Annotated in this window: 21 protein-coding genes; 11 read left to right on the top strand and 10 right to left on the bottom strand. The window is 64.2% G+C overall.

Features of this window, described 5'->3' with window-relative positions:
* On the top strand, positions 1–227 hold a 227-nt coding region (locus LU493_RS18460; protein ID WP_275289276.1), incomplete at its 5' end, for a hypothetical protein.
* Positions 228–337: 110 nt separating this feature from the next.
* Here the strand turns inward: LU493_RS18460 and lldD are convergent.
* Positions 338–1,492 carry an FMN-dependent L-lactate dehydrogenase LldD gene (gene lldD / locus LU493_RS18455; protein WP_275289275.1) on the bottom strand — a complete coding sequence of 385 codons (1,155 nt, stop codon included), beginning with the start codon at positions 1,490–1,492 and terminating at the stop codon, positions 338–340.
* A 394-nt stretch (positions 1,493–1,886) separates the two neighbouring features.
* Between lldD and LU493_RS18450 the strand changes: the two genes are divergently transcribed.
* The 3 genes from LU493_RS18450 to LU493_RS18440 are packed head-to-tail and all read left to right on the top strand — an operon-like array spanning position 1,887 to position 5,958.
* A complete protein-coding gene (locus tag LU493_RS18450) occupies positions 1,887–2,660 on the top strand; it encodes a GntR family transcriptional regulator (RefSeq protein WP_275289274.1) in 774 nt (257 codons plus the stop codon).
* Positions 2,661–2,663: 3 nt separating this feature from the next.
* On the top strand, positions 2,664–4,583 hold the full coding sequence (locus LU493_RS18445) for a sensor histidine kinase (RefSeq protein ID WP_275289273.1): 1,920 nt from the start codon (positions 2,664–2,666) through the stop codon (positions 4,581–4,583).
* Positions 4,576–5,958, top strand: a complete 1,383-nt coding sequence (locus LU493_RS18440) for a sigma-54-dependent transcriptional regulator (RefSeq protein ID WP_275289272.1) — start codon at positions 4,576–4,578, stop codon at positions 5,956–5,958. The genes LU493_RS18445 and LU493_RS18440 overlap by 8 nt, the downstream gene beginning before the upstream one ends.
* On the opposite strand, the gene LU493_RS18435 is transcribed toward LU493_RS18440, so the two are convergent.
* The 3 genes from LU493_RS18435 to LU493_RS18425 form a co-directional block, all read right to left on the bottom strand.
* A complete protein-coding gene (locus LU493_RS18435) occupies positions 5,934–6,605 on the bottom strand; it encodes a metal-dependent hydrolase (RefSeq protein ID WP_275289271.1) in 672 nt (223 codons plus the stop codon). The genes LU493_RS18440 and LU493_RS18435 overlap by 25 nt on opposite strands.
* A gap of 86 nt (positions 6,606–6,691) precedes the next feature.
* Positions 6,692–7,243, bottom strand: a complete 552-nt coding sequence (locus LU493_RS18430) for a gamma carbonic anhydrase family protein (RefSeq protein ID WP_275289270.1) — start codon at positions 7,241–7,243, stop codon at positions 6,692–6,694.
* A 16-nt stretch (positions 7,244–7,259) separates the two neighbouring features.
* The gene (locus tag LU493_RS18425) at positions 7,260–8,600 is read right to left on the bottom strand and encodes a sodium-dependent transporter (protein ID WP_275289269.1); all 1,341 of its coding nucleotides are present in this window, start codon (positions 8,598–8,600) and stop codon (positions 7,260–7,262) included.
* A gap of 290 nt (positions 8,601–8,890) precedes the next feature.
* Between LU493_RS18425 and prlC the strand changes: the two genes are divergently transcribed.
* From prlC to LU493_RS18405, 4 genes are all read left to right on the top strand, one after another.
* A complete protein-coding gene (prlC, locus tag LU493_RS18420; RefSeq protein WP_275289268.1) occupies positions 8,891–10,939 on the top strand; it encodes an oligopeptidase A in 2,049 nt (682 codons plus the stop codon).
* Positions 10,940–11,001: 62 nt separating this feature from the next.
* A complete protein-coding gene (locus tag LU493_RS18415) occupies positions 11,002–11,259 on the top strand; it encodes a YheV family putative zinc ribbon protein (RefSeq protein ID WP_275289267.1) in 258 nt (85 codons plus the stop codon).
* 233 nt (positions 11,260–11,492) lie between these two features.
* Positions 11,493–12,470: a TAXI family TRAP transporter solute-binding subunit gene (locus LU493_RS18410; protein ID WP_275289266.1), complete on the top strand. Its 978-nt coding sequence runs from the start codon at positions 11,493–11,495 to the stop codon at positions 12,468–12,470.
* A gap of 87 nt (positions 12,471–12,557) precedes the next feature.
* Complete coding sequence (locus LU493_RS18405) at positions 12,558–14,741, top strand: TRAP transporter permease (protein ID WP_275289265.1); 2,184 nt, start codon at positions 12,558–12,560, stop codon at positions 14,739–14,741.
* A gap of 143 nt (positions 14,742–14,884) precedes the next feature.
* Here LU493_RS18405 and metF read toward each other — a convergent pair whose 3' ends face one another.
* On the bottom strand, positions 14,885–15,727 hold the full coding sequence (gene metF, locus LU493_RS18400; RefSeq protein ID WP_275289264.1) for a methylenetetrahydrofolate reductase [NAD(P)H]: 843 nt from the start codon (positions 15,725–15,727) through the stop codon (positions 14,885–14,887).
* A gap of 219 nt (positions 15,728–15,946) precedes the next feature.
* Between metF and LU493_RS18395 the strand changes: the two genes are divergently transcribed.
* Positions 15,947–16,879: an AEC family transporter gene (locus LU493_RS18395; RefSeq protein WP_275289263.1), complete on the top strand. Its 933-nt coding sequence runs from the start codon at positions 15,947–15,949 to the stop codon at positions 16,877–16,879.
* Here LU493_RS18395 and LU493_RS18390 read toward each other — a convergent pair.
* Complete coding sequence (locus LU493_RS18390; RefSeq protein ID WP_275289262.1) at positions 16,876–17,535, bottom strand: glutathione S-transferase family protein; 660 nt, start codon at positions 17,533–17,535, stop codon at positions 16,876–16,878. The two genes, LU493_RS18395 and LU493_RS18390, sit on opposite strands and share 4 nt — an antisense overlap.
* Positions 17,536–17,676: 141 nt before the next feature.
* Between LU493_RS18390 and LU493_RS18385 the strand changes: the two genes are divergently transcribed.
* On the top strand, positions 17,677–18,222 hold the full coding sequence (locus tag LU493_RS18385; protein ID WP_275289261.1) for a TetR/AcrR family transcriptional regulator: 546 nt from the start codon (positions 17,677–17,679) through the stop codon (positions 18,220–18,222).
* A 3-nt stretch (positions 18,223–18,225) separates the two neighbouring features.
* Here the strand turns inward: LU493_RS18385 and LU493_RS18380 are convergent, their stop codons facing one another.
* The 4 genes from LU493_RS18380 to metK all read right to left on the bottom strand — a co-directional run bounded on the left by LU493_RS18380 (position 18,226) and on the right by metK (position 23,850).
* Positions 18,226–19,056 (bottom strand): UDP-2,3-diacylglucosamine diphosphatase, encoded by an 831-nt coding sequence (locus LU493_RS18380; protein WP_275289260.1) that lies wholly within the window; start codon positions 19,054–19,056, stop codon positions 18,226–18,228.
* A gap of 258 nt (positions 19,057–19,314) precedes the next feature.
* On the bottom strand, positions 19,315–20,724 hold the full coding sequence (gene ahcY, locus LU493_RS18375) for an adenosylhomocysteinase (RefSeq protein WP_275289259.1): 1,410 nt from the start codon (positions 20,722–20,724) through the stop codon (positions 19,315–19,317).
* A 76-nt stretch (positions 20,725–20,800) separates the two neighbouring features.
* Positions 20,801–22,486 carry an NAD-dependent DNA ligase LigB gene (ligB, locus tag LU493_RS18370; RefSeq protein WP_275289258.1) on the bottom strand — a complete coding sequence of 562 codons (1,686 nt, stop codon included), beginning with the start codon at positions 22,484–22,486 and terminating at the stop codon, positions 20,801–20,803.
* A 143-nt stretch (positions 22,487–22,629) separates the two neighbouring features.
* The gene (metK, locus tag LU493_RS18365) at positions 22,630–23,850 is read right to left on the bottom strand and encodes a methionine adenosyltransferase (protein ID WP_275289257.1); all 1,221 of its coding nucleotides are present in this window, start codon (positions 23,848–23,850) and stop codon (positions 22,630–22,632) included.
* A gap of 340 nt (positions 23,851–24,190) precedes the next feature.
* On the opposite strand from metK, the gene LU493_RS18360 reads away from it, so the two are divergent.
* Positions 24,191–24,372, top strand: a 182-nt coding sequence (locus tag LU493_RS18360) for a hypothetical protein (protein WP_275289256.1), incomplete at its 3' end; no start/stop codon positions are given.

Below are 24,372 nucleotides of genomic sequence, written 5' to 3'. Positions count from 1 at the left end.
CAAAACAGGGGCTTCTACCACCCTTCACCGCTTGCGACGTTGACCCGTCGCCGGCAGCGGATGCGTACTTTACGGATATCCTCGTCACCACGCAAGGACTTTTTGCCAAATCGTCCCGAACGAACGTCACGACGACACGCTCCCTCTTCGACACGGCCAATCTCTATATACGCGAAGTCCCCGGCAGATGCCCCGACGATGCCCGGGCATTCCATTCTTTCTGGTGATACACGAGTCGCTTCACCTGCAGAGTGGCACGATTCCACTGGCGGACAGCCGCACGATGGCCCCTCCCCGTTCGACCGTTAAAGGTGGCACTTCAGCATGAAGAGAGCGCTCAGCTTCCATCACGACTCGAGCCCGCAACCAGCGAGTCCGGTCCAAGATCGGAGATGGCACGCGCCCCGGTGAGCGTCATCGCGACCCGCATTTCCTTCTCGAACAGCTCGAGCAAGTGGGCCACTCCCGCCTCCCCGGCGGTAGCGAGTGCATAGACAAAAGCGCGCCCCAGCAAGACGGTATCGGCCCCCATGGCGATCATACGCACGACATCGAGCCCACTACGCACGCCGGAGTCGGCCAGGATGGCCAGATCGCCCTTGACCGCGTCGGCGATGGCGGGCAAGGCATGTGCAGTAGAGGGCACACCGTCAAGCTGGCGGCCACCATGGTTGGAGACGACGATGCCATCCGCCCCGAAGCGAACGGCATCACGGGCATCCTCGGGGTCGAGGATCCCCTTGATGATCATCGGGCCATCCCAGAACTCGCGAATCCATTCCAGATCCTGCCAGGAGATGGAGGGGTCGAAGTTATCGCCCAGCCAGGCGATGTAATCCTCGAGTTCCGTCGGCTGACCGCGATAATCCGACACATTGCCCAGGTCATGAGGACGGCCATGAACACCCACGTCCCAGGCCCAGGCTGGATGGGTCACGGCCTGCAGCATTCGACGGATCGCTGCATGCCTGCCGCTCATGCCTGAGTGGGCATCGCGATAACGCGCCCCCGGCACGGGCATGTCGACCGTGAAGACGAGCGTCTTGATGCCAGCGGCCTTGGCGCGCTCCAGGACATGCCGCATGAACCCCCTGTCCTTCAGCACATAAAGCTGAAACCAGAGGGGGCGATCCACTGCAGAGGCGACCTCGTCGATGGGGCATACCGATACCGTGGACAACGTGAAGGGGATGCCCTTCCTGACCGCGGCTCTGGCCGCCTGCACCTCACCTCGCCTGGCGTACATGCCCGTCAGTCCCACAGGGGCCAGGGCGACGGGCATCGCCATGGGCTCGCCGAGCAGCTCGGTCTCCAACGACAAGGTGGACATGTCCTTCAGCACGCGCTGACGCAAGGCAATATCGGCAAGATCCTCGACATTGCGCCGCAGCGTACGCTCGGCATAGGCACCCCCATCGGCGTAGTGGAAGAGAAAGGGAGGAATGCGACGCTTGGCGGCCTGGCGATAGTCCGTGGCAGCTGAAATGATCATGGCGAGCCCTGAGCAATGGATGAGTCATCGATGAATGGCCAGTGCGGTGTTCGTGACGAACCCCGGAAAGTGCCGACGACACAGGCACAGGGCTGGTCCGAACTCGTCTTCTTAGCGCAGACACGATGAAAATTGGTAAAACCAATTAATCCTTCTTCGTTCTCGCACGTTATGGTCCGCTGAAACGACTGTCAAACCCGGCTTTGGTAGCGAGCAAGAGCCTACACTCGATCACCTCTCCGGGACTGGCTCACAATCCCCTTGCCTGCTCTTCATCTCTACCAGTAATTTGGTATGACCAATATCGAGAATCTCTAGACGGCTATTGGTAATACCAATTCCACGGCGATATCATGCATCCCCTGATGCCCGCCTCCTCAGCGAAGGTCACGACATGTCCTATCAACCCGTCCGCCAGCCCCGCCTCGCCGACGTCATCACCGAACGACTCGAGGGGCTCATTCTCGAAGGTAGTCTGAAACCCGGGCAACGACTGCCGGCGGAACGCGAACTCGCCGAACGCTTCGGCGTGTCGCGTCCTTCGGTGCGCGAGGCAATACAGAAGCTCGCCGCTCGCGGCCTGCTGACCAGCCGCCAGGGGGGCGGGACCTTCATTACCGAGGAACTTCACAGCGGCTACGCCGACCCACTGCTCGACATGCTCTCCCGCCACAGTGAATTCCATCTGGATCTGCTGGAGTTCCGAGATGCCATGGAGAGCCTGTCGGCCTACTACGCTGCCCTTCGCTCCACCCCCACGGACAGAGCCGTATTGCTCGAACGTTTCGAGGAACTCGAGGCTTGCTTCGCCAGCCGCGACCCCGCGAGCGAGGCCAGAGCAGACGCCGCCTTTCACCTGGCCATCGCCGAAGCGGCTCACAACGTCATGCTGTTGCACACCATTCGAGGCATTTTCCACCAGCTCGAGCGCAGCATCGTCGACAACCTGGGGCATCTGCTCGACAAACCCGACGCTCGACAGCAGTTGATGGCGCAGCACCGCGCCCTGCTGGATGCCATCCTCGAGGGACGCGCCGAGGACGCCCGCAACCATTCCCATGAGCACCTGGTCTACGTCGAGGAAGGGTTGCTGGAAGTGGCCCGCGCCGAGACCCGGGCCCAGCGCTCACTGCGCCGGGCCCAGACCATGCCGACGGCGCCGTCCTGAACCATGGTCGGAGGCCATCGATTGACGCGGCGCCAGCGCATCTTGCGCGGCCTGTTCGCAGGGCTCGGGCTGGCCGGCCTTGCCCTGTGCATGTGGCAGACCGCCCAGGTCGCCAGGGAACAGGCGCTGCAGGACCTGCGTCGCGATGCCGAGAACGAACTACGACTTTCGGCGGCCGGCCTGGTCGGTCACCTGTCCCGTCATGACTACCTGCCGGAGCTGTTGGCATCGCGGGAGATGGTCAAGCGCTTCCTGTCTTCACCGGACAGCCAGAACCCCATGCCGCTCAACCTGATGCTGGACCGTTTCCGTGCTACCGCCGGGGTCTCCGACATTTACCTGCTTGACCACCGTGCCGACACCCTGGCCGCCAGCAACTGGCACCGCCCCGACACCTTCATCGGCGAGAACTACGACTACCGACGCTACTATCAGGAAGCCATTCAAGGCCGCAACGGACGCTTCTATGGCCTGGGCACACAATCAGGGGATCGAGGCTACTATTTCTCGGCACCGGTCTGGCTGGAGGAATCGACACCCTCCGCCACACCCGCCGGCGTCATGGTGCTCAAGATCAAGCTCGATGCCGTGGAACAGAGCTGGAGCGAGCAGGATGCCGAGCTGCTGATCACCGACCGTGACGGCATCATCTTCATGGCCAGCCAGCCGGCACTACGGCTGACCGCCATGACCCCGCTCAGCGGCACCGAACGCGAGGCGCTTCACGACTCGCGGCGATATGCCGACGAGCCCCTCCCGCACGCCGGCATTCAGGAACTCGAGAAGCGCGATCCGCGCACTCGCCTGGTCGACTTTTCCTCCGGCCCCCTCCAGGATCGACGCTACCTCAGTCTGACCCGAGCCATGCCGGACTTCGAATGGAACATGCACATCCTCAAACCACTGACGCCGGTGGTGAATGCGCAGTGGGTATCCTCGCTGCTCGCCGGCGGTCTCTACGGTCTGATCGCGCTGGGGGGTGGCATCGGCTGGCAACGCCTGCGTCTGCGCCGGGAGCGCGAGCGCTTCGCCGAACGCGAGCGCCAGACCCTGGCCCGGGTCCGGGACGAGCTCGAGCGCAACGTGGCCAAACGGACCCACGACCTGGTGACCACCAACCAGCGGCTGTCCGACGAGATCGAGGAACGCCGCCGCGCCGAAGACAGCCTGCGCGAAACCCGCGACGAACTGGTGCAGGCCGCCAAGCTCGCCGTGCTCGGCCAGCTGGCCGCCGGCATCAATCATGAACTCAACCAGCCCCTGTCGGCGATCCGGGCCTATGCCGAGAACGCCCGCGCCTTCATCGAGCGCGGCCGAGCCGAGACCGCGGACGCCAATCTCGACCAGATCATCGAACTCACCGACCGCATGTCCGAGATCAGTGCCCAGTTGCGGCAGTTCTCGCGCAAGAGCGGCGATACCCTCACCGCCGTTTCGGTGCCTTCCTGCTTCGACTATGCGTTGCGGTTGTTCCAGGCCCGACTCAACGAACTCGATGTCACGGTGGCACGGCACTGGCAAGTGGAAGACATCTGGGTACGTGCCGACCCGGTGCGCCTCGAGCAGGTCCTGGTCAATCTGATCGGCAACGCGCTTCAGGCCATGGCAGACACCGCCACACCGCATCTGACGCTGACCATCGAGTCGACATCGGAGCTGGTGTACATTAGCGTGGCCGATAGCGGTCCCGGCATTGCCGAGTCCCAGATATCGCGCGTCTTCGAGCCGTTCTTCACCACCAAGTCCACTGGCAGTGGACTGGGGCTGGGCCTCTCCATCTCCGGACGCATCATCGACGACCTGGGAGGCCGGATCGAGGCCGATAACCCCTCTGGCGGCGGCGCCCTGTTCACCATTACCCTGCCACGCGATCCCGGGCCGGAGGCCCGCCGAGCGACCAAGGAGCCATCGACTCATGCATGACCACACGGATGTCCCGGTGATGATCATCGATGACGAGGCCCACCTGCGTATCACTGCCGGCCAGACGCTCGAGCTGGCCGGTTATACGCCCCGACCGTTCGAGAGCGCCGAGACCGCCCTGGCGGAACTCGAGACCGATTTCGCCGGCGTCGTGGTCAGCGACATTCGCATGCCGGGCATGGACGGCATGGCCCTGCTGCGCGAAGTCCGCCGTCGCGATCCGGACCTCCCGGTCATCCTGATCACCGGCCACGGCGACATTTCCACCGCCGTGGAAGCGATGCGCGAGGGGGCCTGGGACTTCCTGGAAAAGCCCTTCGCTGGCGAACGCTTGATCGAAGTGGTGCGACGCGGCAGTGAAAAGCGCCGCCTTAGCCTGGAAAACCGCGCCCTGAAGGCCGAACTGGAAGCACAACAATCGGCGCCCGGGCCTCGACTCGTCGGCCGCACACCGGTCATCCAGCGCCTGGCCGCCATGGTCCAGCGCATCAGTCGTGTCGAAGCCGATGTGCTGCTGTTCGGCGAGACCGGCACCGGCAAGGACCTGGTGGCCAGGGCCATCCACGAACGCAGCCCCCGCGGCGGTCGTCCCTTCGTCGCCATCAACTGCGGCGCGGTTCCGGAAAGCACCATCGAGTCGGAGCTGTTCGGCCACGAAAAGGGGGCCTTCACCGGCGCCCTGGAGCGACGCATCGGCAAGTTCGAGCACGCCGCCGGCGGCACCGTCTTCCTCGACGAGATCGAATCGATGCCACTGGCCCTGCAGGTCAAGCTGCTCCGCGTCTTGCAGGAGCGCACCGTCGAGCGCCTGGGCTCCAACCAGCCGGTGTCGCTGGATATCCGGGTCATCGCCGCCACCAAGATCGACCTCAAGGCCGCCGCCGAGGCCGGCGAGTTTCGCGAGGACCTCTACTACCGGCTCAATGTGGTAACCCTGCCGATCCCGCCGTTGCGCGAACGCCGCGAAGATATCCCGCTGCTGTTCCAGCACTTCGCCGCCGTGGCCGCCAGCCGCAGCAGCATGGAGGCGCCGCCCCTCGATGCGGCGGGCATCTCGGCACTGCTCGCCCATGACTGGCCCGGTAATGCCCGAGAGCTGCGCAACCTCGCCGAGCGCTATGTGTTGCTCGGCGTTACCTGCGACTATCGTCTCGACATGCTGATGGAAGGCGTGGGTAACGACGGCGCCGAGCAGTCCTTGCCCGAGCAGGTCGAACTCTTCGAGAAACAGCTGATCAGCCAGGCCCTGGCCCGTCACCATGGGCATGTCACCGACGTCTGCGAGCACCTGGGACTACCCCGCAAGACCCTCTACGACAAGCTGAAACGTCACAACCTGAAGGCCGAGCACTATCGCCACAGCACCGATCCCTGAACCCACAGGTCGCCCAGCACCGACCACGGCGGCAACCAGGGGATCGTGCCGCAAGCCAGCAGCAGCATCAGGCCGGAATTGATCGGCTCACGATAGTCGAACAGCTTGAAGGCGCTCCCGAAGGAGCGCTTGATGCGCGTCCCGGCCAGGTCGACGCTGTACAGCTCATCGAGCAGCAAGTGAATCAGGCACCCCAGCACCAGCGCCAGCCCTTGAATCCAGGCCAGCCAGGCCGGCTGCTCGAGCAAACGGTAGCTCGCCGCACTCGTTGCCAACCCGCACAGACCGGCCGCCAGCAGCGAGTGCCAGATGCCCCGGTGGACAGAAAAACGCTTGAAGATCGGCGCCAGCACGTAGCGCACCCCGATATAAAGCCCCCCGCAAGTCGCCAGCAGGGCCCCCATCCCCAGCCAGGGGCGCAGAAGCACGGCCCCGGCGACAACGGCCAGCACGGCGGCCACACCGAAGACCAGGCGCACGGCATGAGAGTGGTCGGAATCGATATCCGGCAGGATGCCGCCGAAGGCGGTCAACACCATCACCGGCAGCGTCTGTAACGACGTCCACAGATCCGCCTGCCAGCCGGCCAGAGCCAGGAGGCCACCACCCCCCGCGGCGACGCTGAGATGCGTTCGAAAGTCGGCCATGCCGGAGCACCTCGATAACTGGATAAACATCCATTATCGCGCAGAACCGGCATGCAGAACAATCGGTTAACGATACCCCGGCGCTATCATGCGTCGGTGGCCGACAGGTACTCATCCTTGAGCTTGACGTAATTGCCCGCGGTATACGGGAAGAAGGCACGCTCCTTGTCCTTGAGCGGCCGCAGCGCCTTGGCGGGATTGCCGGCATAGACATGACCACCGGCCAGGTGCTTGCCCGGCGGCACCACGGCCCCGGCAGCGATGATCACCTCATCCTCGACCACGGCGCCATCCATGACGATGGCTCCCATGCCCACCAGGATACGATCGCCCAGGGTGCAACCATGCAGGATCGCCTTGTGGCCGATGGTCACCTCATTGCCGATGGTCAGCGGAAACCCATCGGGATTGAAGTCGCTGGCGTGGGTGATATGCAGCACGCTGCCGTCCTGCACGCTGGTCCGCGCTCCGATGCGAATACGGTGCATATCACCACGGATCACCGTCATGGGCCATACCGAGCAGTCATCGCCCAGTTCGACATCCCCCAGCACCATGCACTGGGGGTCGATATAAACCCGTTCCCCCAGTTGCGGCGTTACACCACGCCAGGACCGAAGCGTCGTCGCCTCGCTCATCATCCACCTCCCGTCATCACAGTAATCCTGACACCAATACTACCAGCGTCAGCGGAATCGACACCCAGCGCACGAGCAAGCGCCAGACACGGAACCCGACCGGGCCGGCGCCCAGGGCGCGCGAAGCAACGGACTCGGGCATCACCCAGGCGGCAAAGATCGCGATCAGCAACCCGCCCACCGGCAGGAAGATTTCCGGCGGAATCGTGCTGACCAGGGCGAAGGCATTCATCCCGAACAGGATCTCGACATCGGCCAGTGTCGAGAAGGAGAGTACCGACAGCAGGCCCAGCGACCAGACCGTCAGCCCGACCACTGCCGTCGCCTTGCCACGACCGATCCCCCAGCCCTGAAGGGTCGCGACCATGGGCTCGGCAAGGTTGATCGACGAGGTCCAGGTCGCCAGCAGCAGCAGCAGGAAGAACAGCGACAGCCAGAAAGCGCCGAAAGGCAATTCGGCGAAGGCCACCGGCAGGGTGACGAACATCAATCCCGGCCCTTCTCCGGGATCCATGCCCTGGGAGAACACCACCGAGAAAATGGCGATACCCGCCAGCAACGCCACCGTCACATCCAGCACCGCCACCGAGGCCGCCGCTCGGGAAAGGCTCTGACGATCCGGCATGTAGGCGCCATAGGCCATCAGCGCACAGGCCCCCACCGCCAGGGTAAAGAAGGCATGCCCCATGGCATGCACCATCACCATCGGCGTGACCGCCGACGGGTCCGGGGTGAACAGCCAGGACAACGCCGGCCCGAAACCGCTGGTAGTCGCCGCGTGTCCCGCCAGCACCAGCAACAGCAGATAGAGCAACGGCATCAGGACGTTGTTGAGTTTCTCCAACCCCTTGGACACCCCTGCCGCAACCACCAGCATGGTCATCACCAGAAACAGGGTGTGGTTGAAGGCCATGCGCGCCGGGTCGGCGAGGAAGGCATCGAAACCGGCGCCGACTTCGGCGGCGCTACGCCCGACGAAGTCACCATTGACCGCATCGACGAGGAACTCGATGGACCAGCCCGACACCACCGAATAGAACGACAGAATGCAGAACACCGTGAAGGCGCCGAACAACCCCAACCAGCGCCAATGCCCACTGGCACCCGCCTCGGCGGCGAGGTGGCCGAGCGACTGCATCGGGCTCCGGCGCCCGGCGCGACCGATCAGGATTTCGGCCATCATCACCGGGACACCCAGCAGCACCACGAAGGCCACATAGAGCAACAGGAAAGCGGCCCCACCATTCTCGCCGGTAATATAGGGAAACCGCCAGATATTCCCCAGCCCGACGGCAGCCCCGGTCACCGCTAATATAAAAGCCCGGCGACTGCTCCAGCGCTCCAGGGTCTCGTTCATCGTCTGTCTCCGGCCAGGGGTGAAAGGCCGCCAAGCCTCAGCGCTGTCCCAAAAGCCAGCGAGCGAGGGCTAGGCCCGCTCCCGGCGGGCCAACGCATTTCCCACATCCATGTGGGTCACAAGGCGGAAATCTACAAAAACGCGGAGTCTACCAAGACTAAATGAGCATTTTGAGAGATTTTCAATGTCGTATAACCGAGCGCAGACACGTTCAGGCAGCGCCTGACACATTGAAACCCGACACAGCCGCCCGCATCTAACGGGCATTCCCATCATCAACCGAGGTGTGCATGTCCACGAACCCACTGCTCGACGCCCACTCGCTGCCCCCTTTCGCCGAGATCAAGCCCGAGCACGTGGTGCCGGCCATCGAGACCCTGCTCGCGGAAAACCGCGAGGCCATCGAAGCCCTGGTCACCCGGGCCGAACGCGAAACGCCCACCTGGGAGACTCTGGCCGCACCCCTGGAGGCCCTGAACGACCGCCTTTCCCGCGCCTGGTCACCGGTGTCGCACCTCAACGGCACCATGAACAACCCGGCCCTGCGCGAGGCCTATGAACAAAGCCTGGGCATGCTCTCCGACTACACCACCTGGCTAGGCCAGCACGAAGGCCTCTTTCGTGCCTGGCAAGCGCTCAAGGACGGTCCGGCCTGGGAGGAGCTCGACGAAGGTCAGCGTCGTACCGTGGACAATGCCCTGCGCGACTTCCGCCTGGCCGGCGTCGACCTGCCGACCGACGAGAAGCAACGCTACGGCGAGATCCAGGCCCGCCTGTCGAGCCTGGCCAACACCTTCTCCAACCAGCTGCTCGATGCCACCCAGTCCTGGCACCTGGCGCTGGACGACGACCGTCGTCTGGCCGGCCTGCCGGAAAGCGCGTTGGCAACCCTGGCGGCCAACGCCGAGGCCAAGGGTCAGAAGGGCTATCGCATCACCCTGGACTTCCCCAGCTTCTTTCCGGTGATGACCCACGCCGATGACCGCGAACTGCGCCGAGAGGTCTATACCGCCTTCGTCACACGCGCCTCCGAGACCGGCCCCAATGCCGGCGAGTTCGACAACGCGCCCATCATGGAAGAAACCCTGGCGTTGCGCCGCGAACTGGCCGAACTGCTGGGCTTCGCGACCTATGCCGACTATTCGTTGGCCACCAAGATGGCCGATTCCCCGCAGGGCGTGATCGGCTTTCTGAACGACCTCGCCGAACGCGCCGTGCCCCAGGCACGCGAAGAGTACGCCGAATTGGTAGCCTTCGCCCGGGAACAGCTGGGTCTGCCCGAGTTGGCGCCCTGGGACGTGGGCTATGCCAGCGAGAAACTGCGCGAAGCACGTTATGCCATCTCCGACGAACAACTGCGCCCCTACTTTCCCGCTCCTCGAGTGGTCAACGGACTGTTCAAGGTCGTCGAAAAACTCTATGGCGTGACCTTCGAGGAAGACGGCGAGGCACCGCGCTACCATCCCGACGTGCGCTTCTTCCATATCATGGAAGAAGGCGCCCCGATCGCAGGCTTCTACCTGGATCTCTATGCTCGCGAAGGCAAGCGTGGCGGCGCCTGGATGGACGAATGCCGCGTACGCCGTGAAGAAGACGGCACCCTGCAACTGCCGGTAGCCTACCTGACCTGCAACTTCACGCGCCCCGTGGGCGAGGCACCGGCCCTGCTGACCCATGACGAAGTCACCACCCTGTTCCATGAGTTCGGCCATGGCCTGCATCACATGCTGACCCGCCAGACCATCGCCGACATCTCCGGCATCAACGGCGTGGCCTGGGACGCGGTCGAGCTGCCCAGCCAGTTCATGGAAAACTACTGCTGGGAGCGCGAGGGCCTTGATCTTATCGCCGGCCACGTGGAGACCGGCGAGCCGCTGCCCGACGAGTTGTTCGACAAGTTGCTGGCTGCCAAGAACTTCCAGTCCGCCATGGGCATGGTGCGCCAGCTGGAATTCTCCCTGTTCGACTTCCGCCTGCACCTCGAAACCACCTCGCCCGGCGCCGCCGATATCCAGGCACTGCTCGACGAGGTACGCGATGCCGTCTCGGTGGTTCCGCGCGTCGACTTCAACCGCTTCCAGAACGGTTTCGGCCACATCTTCGCCGGTGGCTATGCGGCGGGCTACTACAGTTACAAATGGGCCGAAGTCTTGTCCGCCGATGCCTGGAGCGCCTTCGAGGAGGCCGGCATCTTCGACCCGGAGACGGGGCGGCGCTTTCGCACCGAGATTCTCGAGCGCGGCGGTTCCCGGGACGCCGCCGACCTGTTCCGCGACTTCAGAGGCCGCGAACCGAGCGTCGAACCGCTGCTGCGTCACAGTGGCATTCGCGCCGCCTGACACCCCGCTTTACCGCATCCTGGCGCCGGGGGCTCCCCGGCGCCGCGTCACCAGGAGGCCACATGGCCAATCAGAAACGCTTCATCGCCGGCGCCATCTGCCCCCGCTGCGCCGAGATGGACCGCATCCGCAGCTGGGAACAGAACGGCATGCGCTACCGGGATTGCGTCAGCTGCGATTTTTTCGAGCAGTTGCCCATCGAGGAGGAGACGCCTCCCGAGCTCGAGACCCGGATCAGCCACTCCCATGAAGAACAGGCATCACAGCCCGATGACCTGCAGACCGTGCGGATTCTCGATCCCGGTCAACAGCGACACTAACCTGCGCCTCCCTGTGCGGAATTCCGCACAGGGAGGCGATCCCGTTGTGTGGAACTCCGGCCCCATCGACCACCAAGACCTTCGACCTTGGTCGCAAACAAAAAAAGTAACTTATTGATAAAAAAGTCTTCCTACATTTCTGGAACGTCCCCTGCTATAAGTTAGGAGCGTACACCCAAGTCGGTCCGGCACCGGATCGATATCCACAATCAGAATGTAGCGGGAGACACGCCATGACCCTCAAGACTCGCCTGATCACCGGCACCCTGACCAGCGCCATGCTGATCGCCGGCACCGCCCAGGCCGATCGCGCCGACTGGCCGGAGAACTTCACCGTGGGCACCGCCAGCCAGGGCGGCACCTACTTCGTCTACGGTTCCGGCTGGGCCAACCTGATCGCCGACGAACTCGACCTGTCCGGCGGTGGCGAAGTCACCGGCGGCCCCAACCAGAACCTCGCTCTCGTTCACAATGGAGAAGTAGCCTTCGGCCTGACCACCATGGGCCCTGCCGCCGATGCCGTGGCAGGCAAAAGTGCACTGGCTCCTGGCGTGAAGATGGACAATGTCTGTGCTCTCTTCCCCATGTACGAGACACCGTTCTCCATCACCACCCTGGCCGACAGCGGTATCGAGTCGATCTCCGACATCCCCGATGGCGCCAGCATCGGCTTCGGCCCGGCGGCTTCCACTTCCGATACCTACTTCCCGGCCATGCTCGAGACCCTGGGCGTCGAGTTCGATCGCCGCAATGGCGGCTGGAACGACCTGGGCGGCCAGTTGCAGGATGGCTTGATCGACGTCATCGCCTTCGCCGCCGGCATTCCGATTCCTGCCGTCAGTCAGCTCGAGGTCCAGACCGACGTGAACATCATCGAGTTCACCGAGGAGGAACAGGCCAAGGTGATGGAAGAGTTTCCGGTTTCCGCCTTCGAGATCCCGGCCAGCACCTACGAGACCCTCGACGAGGATGCCCGGGCCGTCTCCATGTGGAACTTCACCATCGCCGGCTGTGACCTGCCCGAAGACCTCGTCTACGAGGTCACCAAGCTGAGCATGGAGAACAACGACAAGATGCGCGATATCCACCGCAGCGCCGAATTCAGTGTGCCGGAAAACCTCGAGTACAACACCGTGCTGCCCTTCCACCCGGGCGCAGTGCGCTGGTATGAGGAGAACGGCTACGAGATTCCCGAAGACCTGAAACTGTAAGCGTCTTCTCGCTCCCTCGCCCCGTGCCGGCCATACCGGTGCGGGGCTGCCCGCTGGCTCCTCCGTTCCACACCCAAGGGTGTTTTCATGTCGCATACTTCCGAACCCCGTGACGAGGCCACCACCGACGACGTTCAATCCGTCAACGCCGAAGGCGTCGACGATGTCGCCGCGGAACCCAATCGGCGCCTCTACAGCGGCTGGCAGTGGCTGCTCTTCGGCATCCTTGCCATTGCCTACTCTCTCTTCCATCTGGTCTCGCTCAACGTCTACCCTCTCGAGACCTGGTCGTTTCGCATTCTGCACATCGCCGGCGCACTGATCCTCGGTTTCGGTCTCTATGCCGGTACCCGGTTCGCCGACGATGACGGCCAACGCTCCGCCGACTGGATGCGCTGGCTAAGCTATGCCCTGCTGATTCCCGCGCTGTATGCGCTGGTACGCGTGGTACTGATGCAGCAGGAAATGAGCGCCGGTGCCATGCGTATTGCCCCCGAGATCGAGGCCTGGCATTTCGGTTATCCGCTGATCCTGGCCACCGTGGCCGGCATCCTGCTGTCCTGGGGCTATCGTCAGGTCCAGCATCGCCTCTCGCCGGCGGACCTGGTGCTGATGATCTGTGCCATGGCCGTGGCCGGCTATCTGCTGGTGATGTTCAATAGCCCGCTGCGCGCCTCCACCGGCACCTCTTTCGCACCCATGGGCATCTCCTACGCAGCCATCGCCGGTTCGCTGCTGATCCTCGAGCTGACCCGACGCGTCGCCGGCCTGGCACTCGTGATCATCTCGGCGATCTTTCTGGGCTATGTCTTCGTCGGCCCCCACCTGCCGGGTTTTCTCGGCTATCCGGGGCTCTCGATCGGTCGCTTCTTCAGTCAGGTCTACACCGACGCGGGCATCCTCGGACCGACCACCGCGGTGTCCTCGACCTACATCATCCTGTTCATCATCTTCGCCGCCTTTCTGCAGGCCTCGAAGGTCGGCGACTATTTCGTCAACTTCGCCTTCGCCGCGGCAGGCCGTGCGCGCGGCGGTCCAGCCAAGGTATCGATCTTCGCTTCCGGGCTGATGGGCATGATCAACGGCACCAGCGCCGGCAACGTGGTCTCCACCGGCTCGCTGACCATTCCGCTGATGAAGAAGGTCGGCTATCCGGCCCGCAGCGCCGGTGCCATCGAAGCCGCCGCCTCCACCGGTGGCCAGATCATGCCGCCGATCATGGGCGCAGGGGCCTTCATCATGGCCGAGGTCACCGGCATCCCCTATACCGAGATCGCCGTGGCGGCGTTGATTCCGGCCATCCTCTACTTTCTCTCGATCTACTGCATGGTGGACTTCGAGGCGGCACGCAAGGGCATGCGCGGCATGCGCAGCGACGAGATCCCGAAGTTCCGCCGCCTGGTCAAGCAGGTCTATCTCTTCGCGCCGATCATCATCCTGATCGCTGCCCTGTTCATGGGCTACTCGGTGATTCGTGCCGGCACCCTGGCGACGGCCTCGGCAGCCGTGGTGAGCTGGCTGTCACCGAACAAGATGGGCCTGCGCGCTATCCTCCAGGCGCTGCAACTGGCCGGCAGCATGTCGATCCAGATCATCGCCGTGTGCGCCTGCGCCGGCCTGATCGTCGGCGTGATCGCCCTGACCGGCGTGGGCGCCCGCTTCTCCTCGTTGCTGTTGGGCCTGGCGGGAGTCAGCCAGTTGCTGGCTCTGTTCTTCGCCATGTGCATCTCGATCCTGCTGGGCATGGGCATGCCGACCACGGCGGCCTATGCAGTGGCCGCCTCGGTGGTGGCACCGGGCTTGATCGAGATCGGTATCCAGCCGCTGGTGGCGCACTTCTTCGTGTTCTACTTCGCCGTGGTCTCGGCCATCACCCCGCCGGTGGCACTCGCCTCCTATGCGGCGGCGGGCATCTCCGGCGACAAGGCCATGGGCACCTCGGTGGCTTCGTTCAAGATCGGCCTGGCGGCATTCATCGTGCCCTTCATGTTCTTCTACAGCCCGGCGATGCTGATGGAGGGCTCCTGGATGCAGATCCTGCGGGTCGGCGTGACGGCGACCCTGGGTATCGTGCTGCTGTCGGCCACCGTGCAGGCCTGGTTCTTCGGCCCGGTGAAGGCCTGGCAGCGAATCGTCATGCTGGTCGGTGCGCTGTGCATGATCTACGGCGGCCTCGTCACCGACGTGGCCGGTCTGGCCATCGGCATCGCGCTCTTCCTGATGCAGCGCGGCCGCAACGATGGCGGTACCCGACCGGCCACGACGAGCTGAATCAAGAAACCGCTGGTGATGATGGACAGGGGCCCCGCCGAGTGATTCGGCGGGGCCCCTGTATTTTTCGACCGGATGAGCCTCGCTTCAACTCGTCCCCGGCTCCCCATCCGGGCTGTGCATGCTCTCTCGTCCAGAGCGGCTCAATACCGCAGGTTATCCAGCACCTTCAGGGTCGGCTGGGCCTGGTTCAGCGTATAAAAGTGCAGCCCCGGCGCACCACCGTCGAGCAGTTGCTGACACAGCCGCGAGATCACCTCCTCGCCGAAGGCCGCGATGGCCTCGCTGTCGTCGCCGTAAGCCTCGAGTTGCTTGCGGATCCAGCGCGGGATCTCGGCGCCGCAGGCATCGGAAAAGCGCGCCAGCTTGGTGTAATTGGTGATGGGCATGATGCCCGGCACGATAGGCGCTTCGACGCCCAGGGCCCTGGCCCTCTCGACGAAATGAAAATACGCCTCGGCCGTGAAGAAATACTGGGTAATGGCAAGATCCGACCCGGCCCGCATCTTGCGGGCGAAGTTTTCCACATCTCGATCGAAGCTGGGCGCCTGTGGATGAGACTCCGGATAGGCCGCCACGGCGATCTCGAAGTGATCGCCGGTCTCCTCACGGATGAACTCGACCAGCTCGTTGGCATAACGCAGCTCGCCGACTCCACCCATCCCCGACGGCAGATCCCCGCGCAGGGCCACCAGCCGCTTGATGCCATCCTCACGGAAGCGCGTGAGCAGGTCACGCAACTGGGCCTTCTCGCTACCGACGCACGACAGATGCGGCGCCGTATCAATGCCGCACTCGCGAACCGCCTTGACGGCATCCAGGGTACGATGCTGAGTGGAACCACCGGCACCATAAGTGACGGAAAAGAAGCGCGGATCCCGTGAAGCCAGCGCATCCCGGGCACGCATCAGCTTATCGCGCCCGGCATCGGTATTGGGCGGAAAGAACTCGAAGCTGATATCCAGCGGGTGCGGTCGCGCGCTCATCGGTGATTCCTCGTCTGTATCGGTGACGCGGCCATTGTGACTACTCCCGGACATCGGGACCAATGAAAGTTTCGCCGGACACCATCAATGCATTTCATATAACAACAAGCTCAACTATAACCGGATGCTCTAAGCAAGTCGATAAACCCCTCCCTCACTGACAGCTTCATGCCGTCCAGGCATGATATTCATCCGCTTCGACTCAAGGATGGAGGCATCATGACCCTGGAACCCGGCACGCTGATGGGCCCGCTATGGACACTCCTGGCCTTTGTCGGGCTCGGGTGGCTCGCCGCGCGGCGACTGTCCATCGATCCACGCCCCATCGCTACCCTGCTGATCTACCTGATCGCGCCCCTGACCTTCTTCCGTGGCCTGGTTCTTGGCGGCCCCACTCCCGCCTATCTGCTGGTGACCGGTGCACTCTTCCTGTGCGCCAGCCTGGTCGCCCTGGTGATCAACCGCCTGGCGCGCCACGCTCTTCCCGACGAAGAGAGCGCAGTCCTCGCCTTCTCGGCCGGGACCGGCAACACCGGCTACTTCGGCCTGCCGGTGGCGCTTGTGCTGTTGCCGCCGACGGGCGTGACGCTATACCTGTTCGGGGTGCTCGGCGTGACCCTCTATGAATTCACCCTGGGATTCTATCTGAGCGCCCGTGGTCGCTTCTCGGCCCGCCAGAGTCTGCTCAAGATCCTGCGCCTGCCGCTGATCTACGCCTTCCTTGCGGCGCTACTGGTCGAGGCACTGGGTCTCGGCGTGCCCGATGCCATCATGGAAGGGCTCGAGGTCTTTCCGCCCACCTATACCCTGCTCGGCATGATGATCATTGGCATGACCCTCGGCCGAGTGACACTGCGGCAGTTCGACTGGCGCTTCATCGGGGCCTGCGTGGCGGTCCGTTATCTACTGTGGCCACTCTTGGCGCTCGGTGTCGTGCTAGGTCTGCAATCCACGGTCGGGATCTCGACGGAACTCGCCATGGCGTTGTTGCTGATCGGGGTGGTCCCCATGGCCGCCAATGTGGTGGTGGTCGCCATGGAACTCGGTATCGCCCCGGAGAAAGGAGCGCTGGCGGTGCTGATCACCACCCTGGCTGCACCGCTGTTGATCCCGCTTTACCTGGGTTGGCTGGCGCCACTGGTCGGCGGCTAGTCACGCCCCAGGTCTGGCGCCACCAGCACCCGACGTGCAGCAGGCCGGCCCCGTAGCCGCTCGATATAGGTCACCAGGCGAGGGGTTTCGGCGAACAACTCCTCGGCGGCGGGCAGGCCAGCGAGATAATCGAGCATCGGCGCGGCGATCGCATCGGCAATGGTGAAGTCATCACCCACCAGGTGCTCGCCCTCGTCCAGTTGCCTCTCCAGCAGCGCGAGTACCCGATCAACCCCGGGCCGGGCCTCGGCCACCGCATCCTCGCGAATGGCCCCGCCCTCGCCCTTGGGGAAGACGAATTCCAGCAAGTAGCGACGCACCAGGGCCTGATCCACATAGCCGGCAAGGACGCCGGTCCATTGATCGGTCTGCGCGCGAGCCCAGGCTTCCGCCGGCTGCAGGGCCGGCCCATCGAAGGCGGCATCCAGATAGCGGCAGATGCTGGGCGTCTCGATCAGGCGCCGTTCGCCATGCAACAGGATCGGCACCTTGCCGAAGGGATGCAGCGCATAGTGCTCCGGCGAATGTATCGCCAGAGGCCGCCCTCCGGCCTCGGCGCCCAGCGTGTAAGGGATCGACTTCTCCTCGCAGCACAGCTGGACGCTGCGCACGAACGTGCTGAACTGGGGGCCGACGATATGTACGGAAGCGGTCATTCGGGGGCACTCCTTCGTTGGATGGATAATGGCAGGCTAATCCACAGCACTATATGTTCAAGAACATATAGTGCTGATGTGCCATTCTGGTTGCCCTGCTCGAAAGGGCCTTGAGACCATCATCCGAGGAGGACATTCACCATGCCGTGGAGCGCCGATCACAAGCCCCGCACCCGTCACCAGATCCTCGACGCCGCCGCGACTCTGTTCACCCACCACGGCTTCGAGGGCACCACCATCAATGACGTAATGCGTCAGGCCGGCCTGACCCGCGGCGCCTTCTACGCCCACTTTGCTTCCAAGGGCGACCTCTATGCAGAAGCGCTACGCCACGCCGCCCTTACCAGCTCGGCCCACCTGGCAGACACCGACCCTCGGGAGCGTGTGCTCGGCTATCTAAGCGACACCCACCGGCGTGGGGAGGACGTGAACTGCCCGCTGGCCTGCCTGGTCAGCGATGTCGCCCAACAGGATGACCAGGTGCGCAAGGCCTATACACGCCTATTCAGCGGCTTTGTGGCCCATTGCCAGGCGGCTGGCACGGAGGCGCCGATGCGTCGGCGTGCCTTGCAGCAGGCCGTCACCATGATCGGCGGGATGGCGATCGCCCGCACCCTCAATGACGATGCCCTGGCCGAGGAAGTGCTCGACGCCTGCCGAGCACTGGCGAACGTCGAGGACGAATAAGGCTCACTGCGGCTCAGGCGACACCTCGACCGTCCCCCGCACGCCCTCGCCAGCCTGACGCTCACGGGCAACAAGGGGCTCCACGGCAATCACCTCGCCTCGCCAGTCGATCAGTTGCAGGCGACCACTCGGTGCTTCCATCAGCGCCGTACAATGCTCCACCCAGTCGCCATCGTTGCAATAGAGCACGCCGTCCCGGGCACGGAAGCCGGCCTTGTGGATATGACCGCCGACATAACCATCCAACCCCTCCCGGGCCGCCTGGTGCAACGCGGCCTGCTCGAACTGGGCGACATAGCGCTGTGCAGCGCCGCTTCGACGCTTGAGGGCAGCGGCAAGCGACCAGTAGGGCATTCCCAGCAGGCGACGTCCCCGGTTGCACCAGCGATTGAGGGCCAGCACGAACTGGTGCATGCCATCCCCCAGGGCCAGCATCCAGGGCGCAATGCGGACATGCGTGTCGAATTCGTCACCATGGCTGACCAGCAGGCGACGGCCATCGGCGGTGGCATGCACCATGCGGTGCTCGATGCGAACTCGATGGACCTTCAGGCCACACAGCCGTCGGAAGGCGGCATCATGGTTGCCGGGAATGTAGATGATCTCGCAGCCACCGCGTGCCAGGCGCAGCAAACGCGCCACCAGGCGCTGTTGCGCCTGAGGAAGTACCGCGCGCTTGCGCATGGCGATCAGATCGACGATATCACCGACCAGGTAGAGACGTTCGGGACGCACGCGACGCAACAGACTGGCCAGGAGTTCCGCCTGGCAGTCCCGGGTTCCCAGATGGACATCGGAGACGAACAGGGTTCGCACGGGCATGGGATTCGGCATGGGACATCCTCCTGACGATGCCCTGTCAGGCTGCCCCCCAGCCATGACCATGCCATGGCGGCCGGATGACGATCTCGTGTCGCTGGAAGCTGGAAGCTGGAAGCTGGAAGCTGGAAGCTGGAAGCTGGAAGCTGGAAGCTGGAAGCTGGAAGCTGGAAGACAGCATGAACCCCGCCATCATAGGGTCAAGGGTTTTCTTCAAGCTTCCAGCTTAAGCCCGCGAAGCGGGCGTGCTTCCAGCTCCGGGCGAAGCCCGGACTAATAGCGATACCCATCGGGCTTGTAGGGCCCTTCGGCTGGCACGCCGGTATACTCGGCCTGGGCGTCGGTCATGCGCGTGATCACGCCGCCGAAGCCTTCGACCATGTAACGCGCCACTTCCTCGTCCAAGTGGCGCGGCAGCACCCGGACCCCCAGCGCCTCGCGCTTGTCGGCTTCGGACAGCCCGGAGAAGCCTGCCTCGAAGAGATGCATCTGAGCCAACACCTGGTTGGCGAAGGAGCCATCCATGACTCGGGAGGGATGTCCGGTGGCATTGCCCAGGTTCACCAGGCGTCCTTCGGACAGCAGAATCAGGTAATCGCGGCTCCGCGGATCGTACTCGCCGGGATCGCTGTCACGGTACACCTTGTGCACCTGGGGCTTGACCTCTTCCCAGTGCCACTGGCGACGCATGTAGGCGGTGTCGATCTCGCTGTCGAAATGACCGATGTTGCAGACCACCGCCCCGGCCTTGAGCGAACGAAGCGTCGGCGCGTCACAGGCATCGATATTGCCGGTGGCGGTCACCACCAGGTCGATCTTCTGCAACAGGTCTCGATCGATACTTTCCATACCCCGGTTGATGCCGTCCTGATAGGGCGATACCACTTCGAAACCGTCCATGCAGGCCTGCATGGCACACAAGGGGTCGATCTCGGCGACCTTGACGATCATGCCCTCCTGGCGCAACGAGGCCGCCGACCCCTTGCCGACATCGCCATACCCCATGACCAGCGCCTGCTTGCCGGCCAGCAGGTGGTCCACGCCACGCTTGATGGCATCGTTGAGCGAGTGTCGACAGCCATACTTGTTGTCGTTCTTGGACTTGGTCACCGCATCATTGACGTTGATAGCCGGCACCTTGAGCGAGCCCTCCCGCCACATGTCGAGCAGACGGTGCACGCCGGTGGTGGTCTCTTCGCTGATGCCATGGATGGCATCGAGCAGTTCGGGACGCTTGTCATGCAGCAGGGCGGTCAGGTCCCCTCCATCGTCCAGTACCAGATTGGGCGTCCAGTCGTCGGGCCCCTCGACCGTCTGTTCGATGCACCACCAGAAGGCCTCCTCGGTCTCGCCCTTCCAGGCGAAGACCGGGATGCCGGCGGCGGCGATGGCGGCGGCGGCATGGTCCTGAGTCGAGAAGATATTGCATGAAGACCAGCGTACCGAGGCGCCGAGGTCAATCAGCGTCTCGATCAGCACCGCCGTCTGGATCGTCATGTGGATACAGCCGGCGATGCGTGCACCGGCCAAGGGCTGACTGTCACGATAACGCGCGCGAATCGCCATCAAGGCGGGCATTTCCGTCTCGGCGATGCGGATCTCGCGGCGTCCCCAGTCAGCCAGGGCGATATCGGCGACCTTGTAGTCCACATGAGTGGCGGCGGATACGGCAGGCTGGTTCATGCGTCACCTCTTTCCCAGGGAAAAACGTGACCTTCACTATAGGCAGCCGCATGAAAAGCGGACAAGCCGAAATGCGCTATCGGGATGCCTGGAACCCGGCAATGCCCGCCTCGCCCAGGCGTTCGGCCAGCCCACGAACCTCCGGATCGGTAAAGAAGTCACGCAGGGCATCGGCCCGCGTCTCGCCCACCTCGGGCAAGGCGCGCCACTGCCCCAGATCCCGCGATGCCAGCGCTGTCCATTCCGCCTCTTCGCCGGCCAGCGCTCCCGGAGGCGCGCCCAATGCCTCCACCCAGGCATCGAAGGGACGCTGGCGAGCAGTCGCGAAAGCCCCCACCAATTGCTGGCCCCTCACTTCGCCGATTCCCGAGGCCGCTTCCAGCGACTCGGCGGAGAGTGACATCCAGTCGAGCAGGTCCGTCACCAGGCCGGCCTCGACCAGGGAACGCCAGGTACCGATCCCCACACCGGCCAGATCCAACGCCTCGGGGCCACCCAGCCACGCCAGGCGCTCGAGGAACTGGTCTTCGCAACCCGGCGAAGGATGCCAACAGCTCAGGGCGTGGTAATCGGATGTCGACGGCGGCGTCACTTCAGGCCGCGACACGGCCCGCCAGGCCACGCTGTCCAGACGCGGGATGGTCTGGCCCGCCAGGCTGATGATCACGGCATCGCCGGGACGGACGTCCAGGGTCCGCCAGCGACCGAACGAGCCTGCGGTCACGCGTCGAATGGTTCGGCCCGCCAGACTCACCGGCACCAGGTGCAGCAGCGGCGTGATGCGTCCCGTACGGCCGACACGAAACTCGACGCCACGCACCCGGGCCAGCACCGAGCGCGGCGGGTATTTCCAGGCCACCGCCCAGTCCGGCGGCGCCTCGGCCCGGGCTTCTCCGCCGGGCCGTCGACTCTGCTTGAGTACCACGCCATCGGTGGCGAAAGGCAGCGGCGCGTTATACCAGGTATCCCGCTGGGTCAGCACCGTCTGCAACGACTCGGCCGGCAGGGTCCAATCGGCCGTGTCGGGAAATCCCAGCTCGGCCAATCGCGCGAGGCGCTCCGGCAACGCTTCCGGCCCATCGGGCCAATCCCAGACGAACAGCCCGATGCGGCTTGCCTCGTCGGCGCCGAGTGCATCGCGTGCCAGCCAGCCGACGATCTCACTACGGGCCCCGGCAGAACCCCGTTCGGCCTGCACATGTCCGTCGAGCCGGCGGTAGAGTTCGCCACGCAACACGATCCGCCGCTTCGTCGGCAGCCCATCCGGTACAGCGGGGATAAAACGTACCTTGGCCGTCCAGTCCTGCCCCGAGCGTCCATCCCCTCGGCTGATGGCCTGGTGGAGTTGGCCCTGCTCGTACACCAGGGTGACCGCCACGCCGTCCACCTTGGGTTGCACCCAGACATTCTCGCGCCTTGCCAGCCAGGCGCCCGCCTCGACGGCATCATCGAGCTTGACGAGTCCGGATTGGGGAACAGGATGCGCCAGTTCGCCGGACGTGATGTCAGCGGTCGGCGCAGGACCGGGAGACATATCGGAAAAGCAGACACGCCAGGACTCGAGACGCGCCCGTGCCTGATCGTAGATGTCATCATCGACCGGAGAACGGCCATCTCGCCGATAGGCCCGATCCCAGGCGGCAAGCCTGTCGTGCAGTGCGTCGATTTCCTGTTCCGCGCGATCCGCCGACCAGTCCGGGCAGGCGGCGAGAAGCGTCGTCGGCCAGAACAACCACAATGCCAGGACGACGAGTCGAAGCATGGCATGCCCCCCAAGGCGCTGCGATCCTGCTTCGACCCTAGCAAGGAGACACGAAGGCCGCCACTGGAAACGCGGCGGCACGACGTGCGAGATCAGCGACAAACACTGTGGTCAATAGCGTTCATCGCTCGCTTCCGGTCAGATTACAGACCGGCGGCAGCCCGCAGGGCATCAGCCCGATCGAGTTTCTCCCAGGGGAAGGCGGTGAAGGTCTCGACATGCTCCTCGCCCTGGGTATCGGTCCAGGTGTAGCGGTGCTCGAACGGCTCACGACCGAAATGGCCATAGGCCGCCGTCAACTGGTACATCGGATGCTGCAGGTCGAGCATGCGGGTGATGGCATTGGGCCGCAGGTCGAAATGCTCGCGCACCAGCTCGACGATGCGCTCATCGCTGATCCGTCCAGTGCCGAAAGTGTTGATCGACACCGAGGTCGGCTCGGCCACCCCGATGGCGTAGGACACCTGGATTTCGCAGCGCTCGGCCAGGCCGGCAGCCACCAGGTTCTTGGCCACGTAACGACCGGCGTAAGCGGCGCTGCGATCGACCTTGGAGGGATCCTTGCCGGAAAAGGCTCCGCCCCCGTGGCGCGCCATGCCGCCATAGGTATCGACGATGATCTTGCGACCCGTCAGGCCGCAATCGCCCACCGGGCCGCCGATGACGAACTTGCCGGTCGGGTTGATGTGATACTGGGTGGTCTCGGTCAGCCACTCGGCCGGAATCACCTGCTCGATGATCTCGCGACGGACCATCTCGCGCAGCTCTTCCTGGTCGATGTCCGGATCATGCTGGGTCGACAGCACCACGGCATCCACGGCGCAGGGCTTGCCACGCTCGTCGTAGCGGAAGGTCAGCTGGCTCTTGGCGTCCGGGCGCAGCCAGGGCAGCAGGCCTTGTCGACGCAATTCCGACTGACGTTCCACCAGGCGATGCGAATAGTGGATCGGCGCCGGCATGTAGGAGTCGGTCTCGTCGGTGGCGTAGCCGAACATCAGGCCCTGGTCGCCGGCGCCCTGATCCTCGGGCTTGCTGCGGTCGACGCCCTGGGCGATATCCACGCTCTGCTTGCCGATCAGGTTGAGTACCCCGCAGGTCTCGCCGTCGAAGCCCACATCCGAAGAGGTATAGCCGATATCCAGGATCACCCGGCGGACCAGGTCTTCCAGGTCGACCCAGGCGGACGTGGTGATTTCGCCGGCCACGATGGCCACGCCGGTCTTGACCATGGTCTCGCACGCTACCCGCGCGTTCTTGTCGCGGGCGATGATGGCGTCGAGCACCGCATCGGAAATCTGGTCGGCGATCTTGTCCGGATGCCCTTCGGACACGGATTCGGAGGTGAACAGGGAGTATTCGCTCATGGCGTCCTCGACCCTCTGCTGGTGGGATGACGGCGGCAGGGGCAAGCCGCCGGGACAGGCGGTGAAGCAGGCCTCAGGCGGCGATGCTCGCCATGGCCCGGGCAGACCGATAGGCTGCGAATTCTACACGCTCACCGCCGACCTTCCTAGCGACACCGCCGCGGCCGCCGGGAAGCGTATCGTCCCGCATTTGAAGGCAGTCCGCATCTCGGCGACAATAAGCGACCGAATTCGGCCGCGCCGCCCGCGTCTCGCGGCGCATCCAGCCAGATACATGCCCGGCCCAGTCCCCGGCCGGAAGGTGTTCTCAGACTACCGCCGCAGGCGAGGAGCAACCCCAATGCCATCCCGTTTCGAACTGGCCAATGCCATTCGCGCCCTCTCCATGGATGCCGTCCAGAAGGCCAACTCCGGCCATCCCGGCGCCCCCATGGGCATGGCCGATATCGCCGAGGTGCTGTGGAACGATTTCCTCCAGCACAACCCGGCCGATCCCCACTGGCCCGACCGTGACCGCTTCGT

The organism is Halomonas elongata, assembly GCF_029081005.1.
Classification (GTDB): Bacteria; Pseudomonadota; Gammaproteobacteria; order Pseudomonadales; family Halomonadaceae; genus Halomonas; species Halomonas elongata_B.
The sequence above is the reverse complement of the archived record's forward strand: the minus strand, read 5'-3'. Positions and strand labels throughout refer to the sequence as shown.

Coding starts and splice junctions, on each gene's coding strand:
- lldD (WP_275289275.1), bottom strand. CDS start 1,492: ATGATCATTTCAGCTGCCACGGACTATCGCCAGGCCGCCAAGCGTCGC.
- LU493_RS18450 (WP_275289274.1), top strand. CDS start 1,887: ATGTCCTATCAACCCGTCCGCCAGCCCCGCCTCGCCGACGTCATCACC.
- LU493_RS18445 (WP_275289273.1), top strand. CDS start 2,664: ATGGTCGGAGGCCATCGATTGACGCGGCGCCAGCGCATCTTGCGCGGC.
- LU493_RS18440 (WP_275289272.1), top strand. CDS start 4,576: ATGCATGACCACACGGATGTCCCGGTGATGATCATCGATGACGAGGCC.
- LU493_RS18435 (WP_275289271.1), bottom strand. CDS start 6,605: ATGGCCGACTTTCGAACGCATCTCAGCGTCGCCGCGGGGGGTGGTGGC.
- LU493_RS18430 (WP_275289270.1), bottom strand. CDS start 7,243: ATGAGCGAGGCGACGACGCTTCGGTCCTGGCGTGGTGTAACGCCGCAA.
- LU493_RS18425 (WP_275289269.1), bottom strand. CDS start 8,600: ATGAACGAGACCCTGGAGCGCTGGAGCAGTCGCCGGGCTTTTATATTA.
- prlC (WP_275289268.1), top strand. CDS start 8,891: ATGTCCACGAACCCACTGCTCGACGCCCACTCGCTGCCCCCTTTCGCC.
- LU493_RS18415 (WP_275289267.1), top strand. CDS start 11,002: ATGGCCAATCAGAAACGCTTCATCGCCGGCGCCATCTGCCCCCGCTGC.
- LU493_RS18410 (WP_275289266.1), top strand. CDS start 11,493: ATGACCCTCAAGACTCGCCTGATCACCGGCACCCTGACCAGCGCCATG.
- LU493_RS18405 (WP_275289265.1), top strand. CDS start 12,558: ATGTCGCATACTTCCGAACCCCGTGACGAGGCCACCACCGACGACGTT.
- metF (WP_275289264.1), bottom strand. CDS start 15,727: ATGAGCGCGCGACCGCACCCGCTGGATATCAGCTTCGAGTTCTTTCCG.
- LU493_RS18395 (WP_275289263.1), top strand. CDS start 15,947: ATGACCCTGGAACCCGGCACGCTGATGGGCCCGCTATGGACACTCCTG.
- LU493_RS18390 (WP_275289262.1), bottom strand. CDS start 17,535: ATGACCGCTTCCGTACATATCGTCGGCCCCCAGTTCAGCACGTTCGTG.
- LU493_RS18385 (WP_275289261.1), top strand. CDS start 17,677: ATGCCGTGGAGCGCCGATCACAAGCCCCGCACCCGTCACCAGATCCTC.
- LU493_RS18380 (WP_275289260.1), bottom strand. CDS start 19,056: ATGCCGAATCCCATGCCCGTGCGAACCCTGTTCGTCTCCGATGTCCAT.
- ahcY (WP_275289259.1), bottom strand. CDS start 20,724: ATGAACCAGCCTGCCGTATCCGCCGCCACTCATGTGGACTACAAGGTC.
- ligB (WP_275289258.1), bottom strand. CDS start 22,486: ATGCTTCGACTCGTCGTCCTGGCATTGTGGTTGTTCTGGCCGACGACG.
- metK (WP_275289257.1), bottom strand. CDS start 23,850: ATGAGCGAATACTCCCTGTTCACCTCCGAATCCGTGTCCGAAGGGCAT.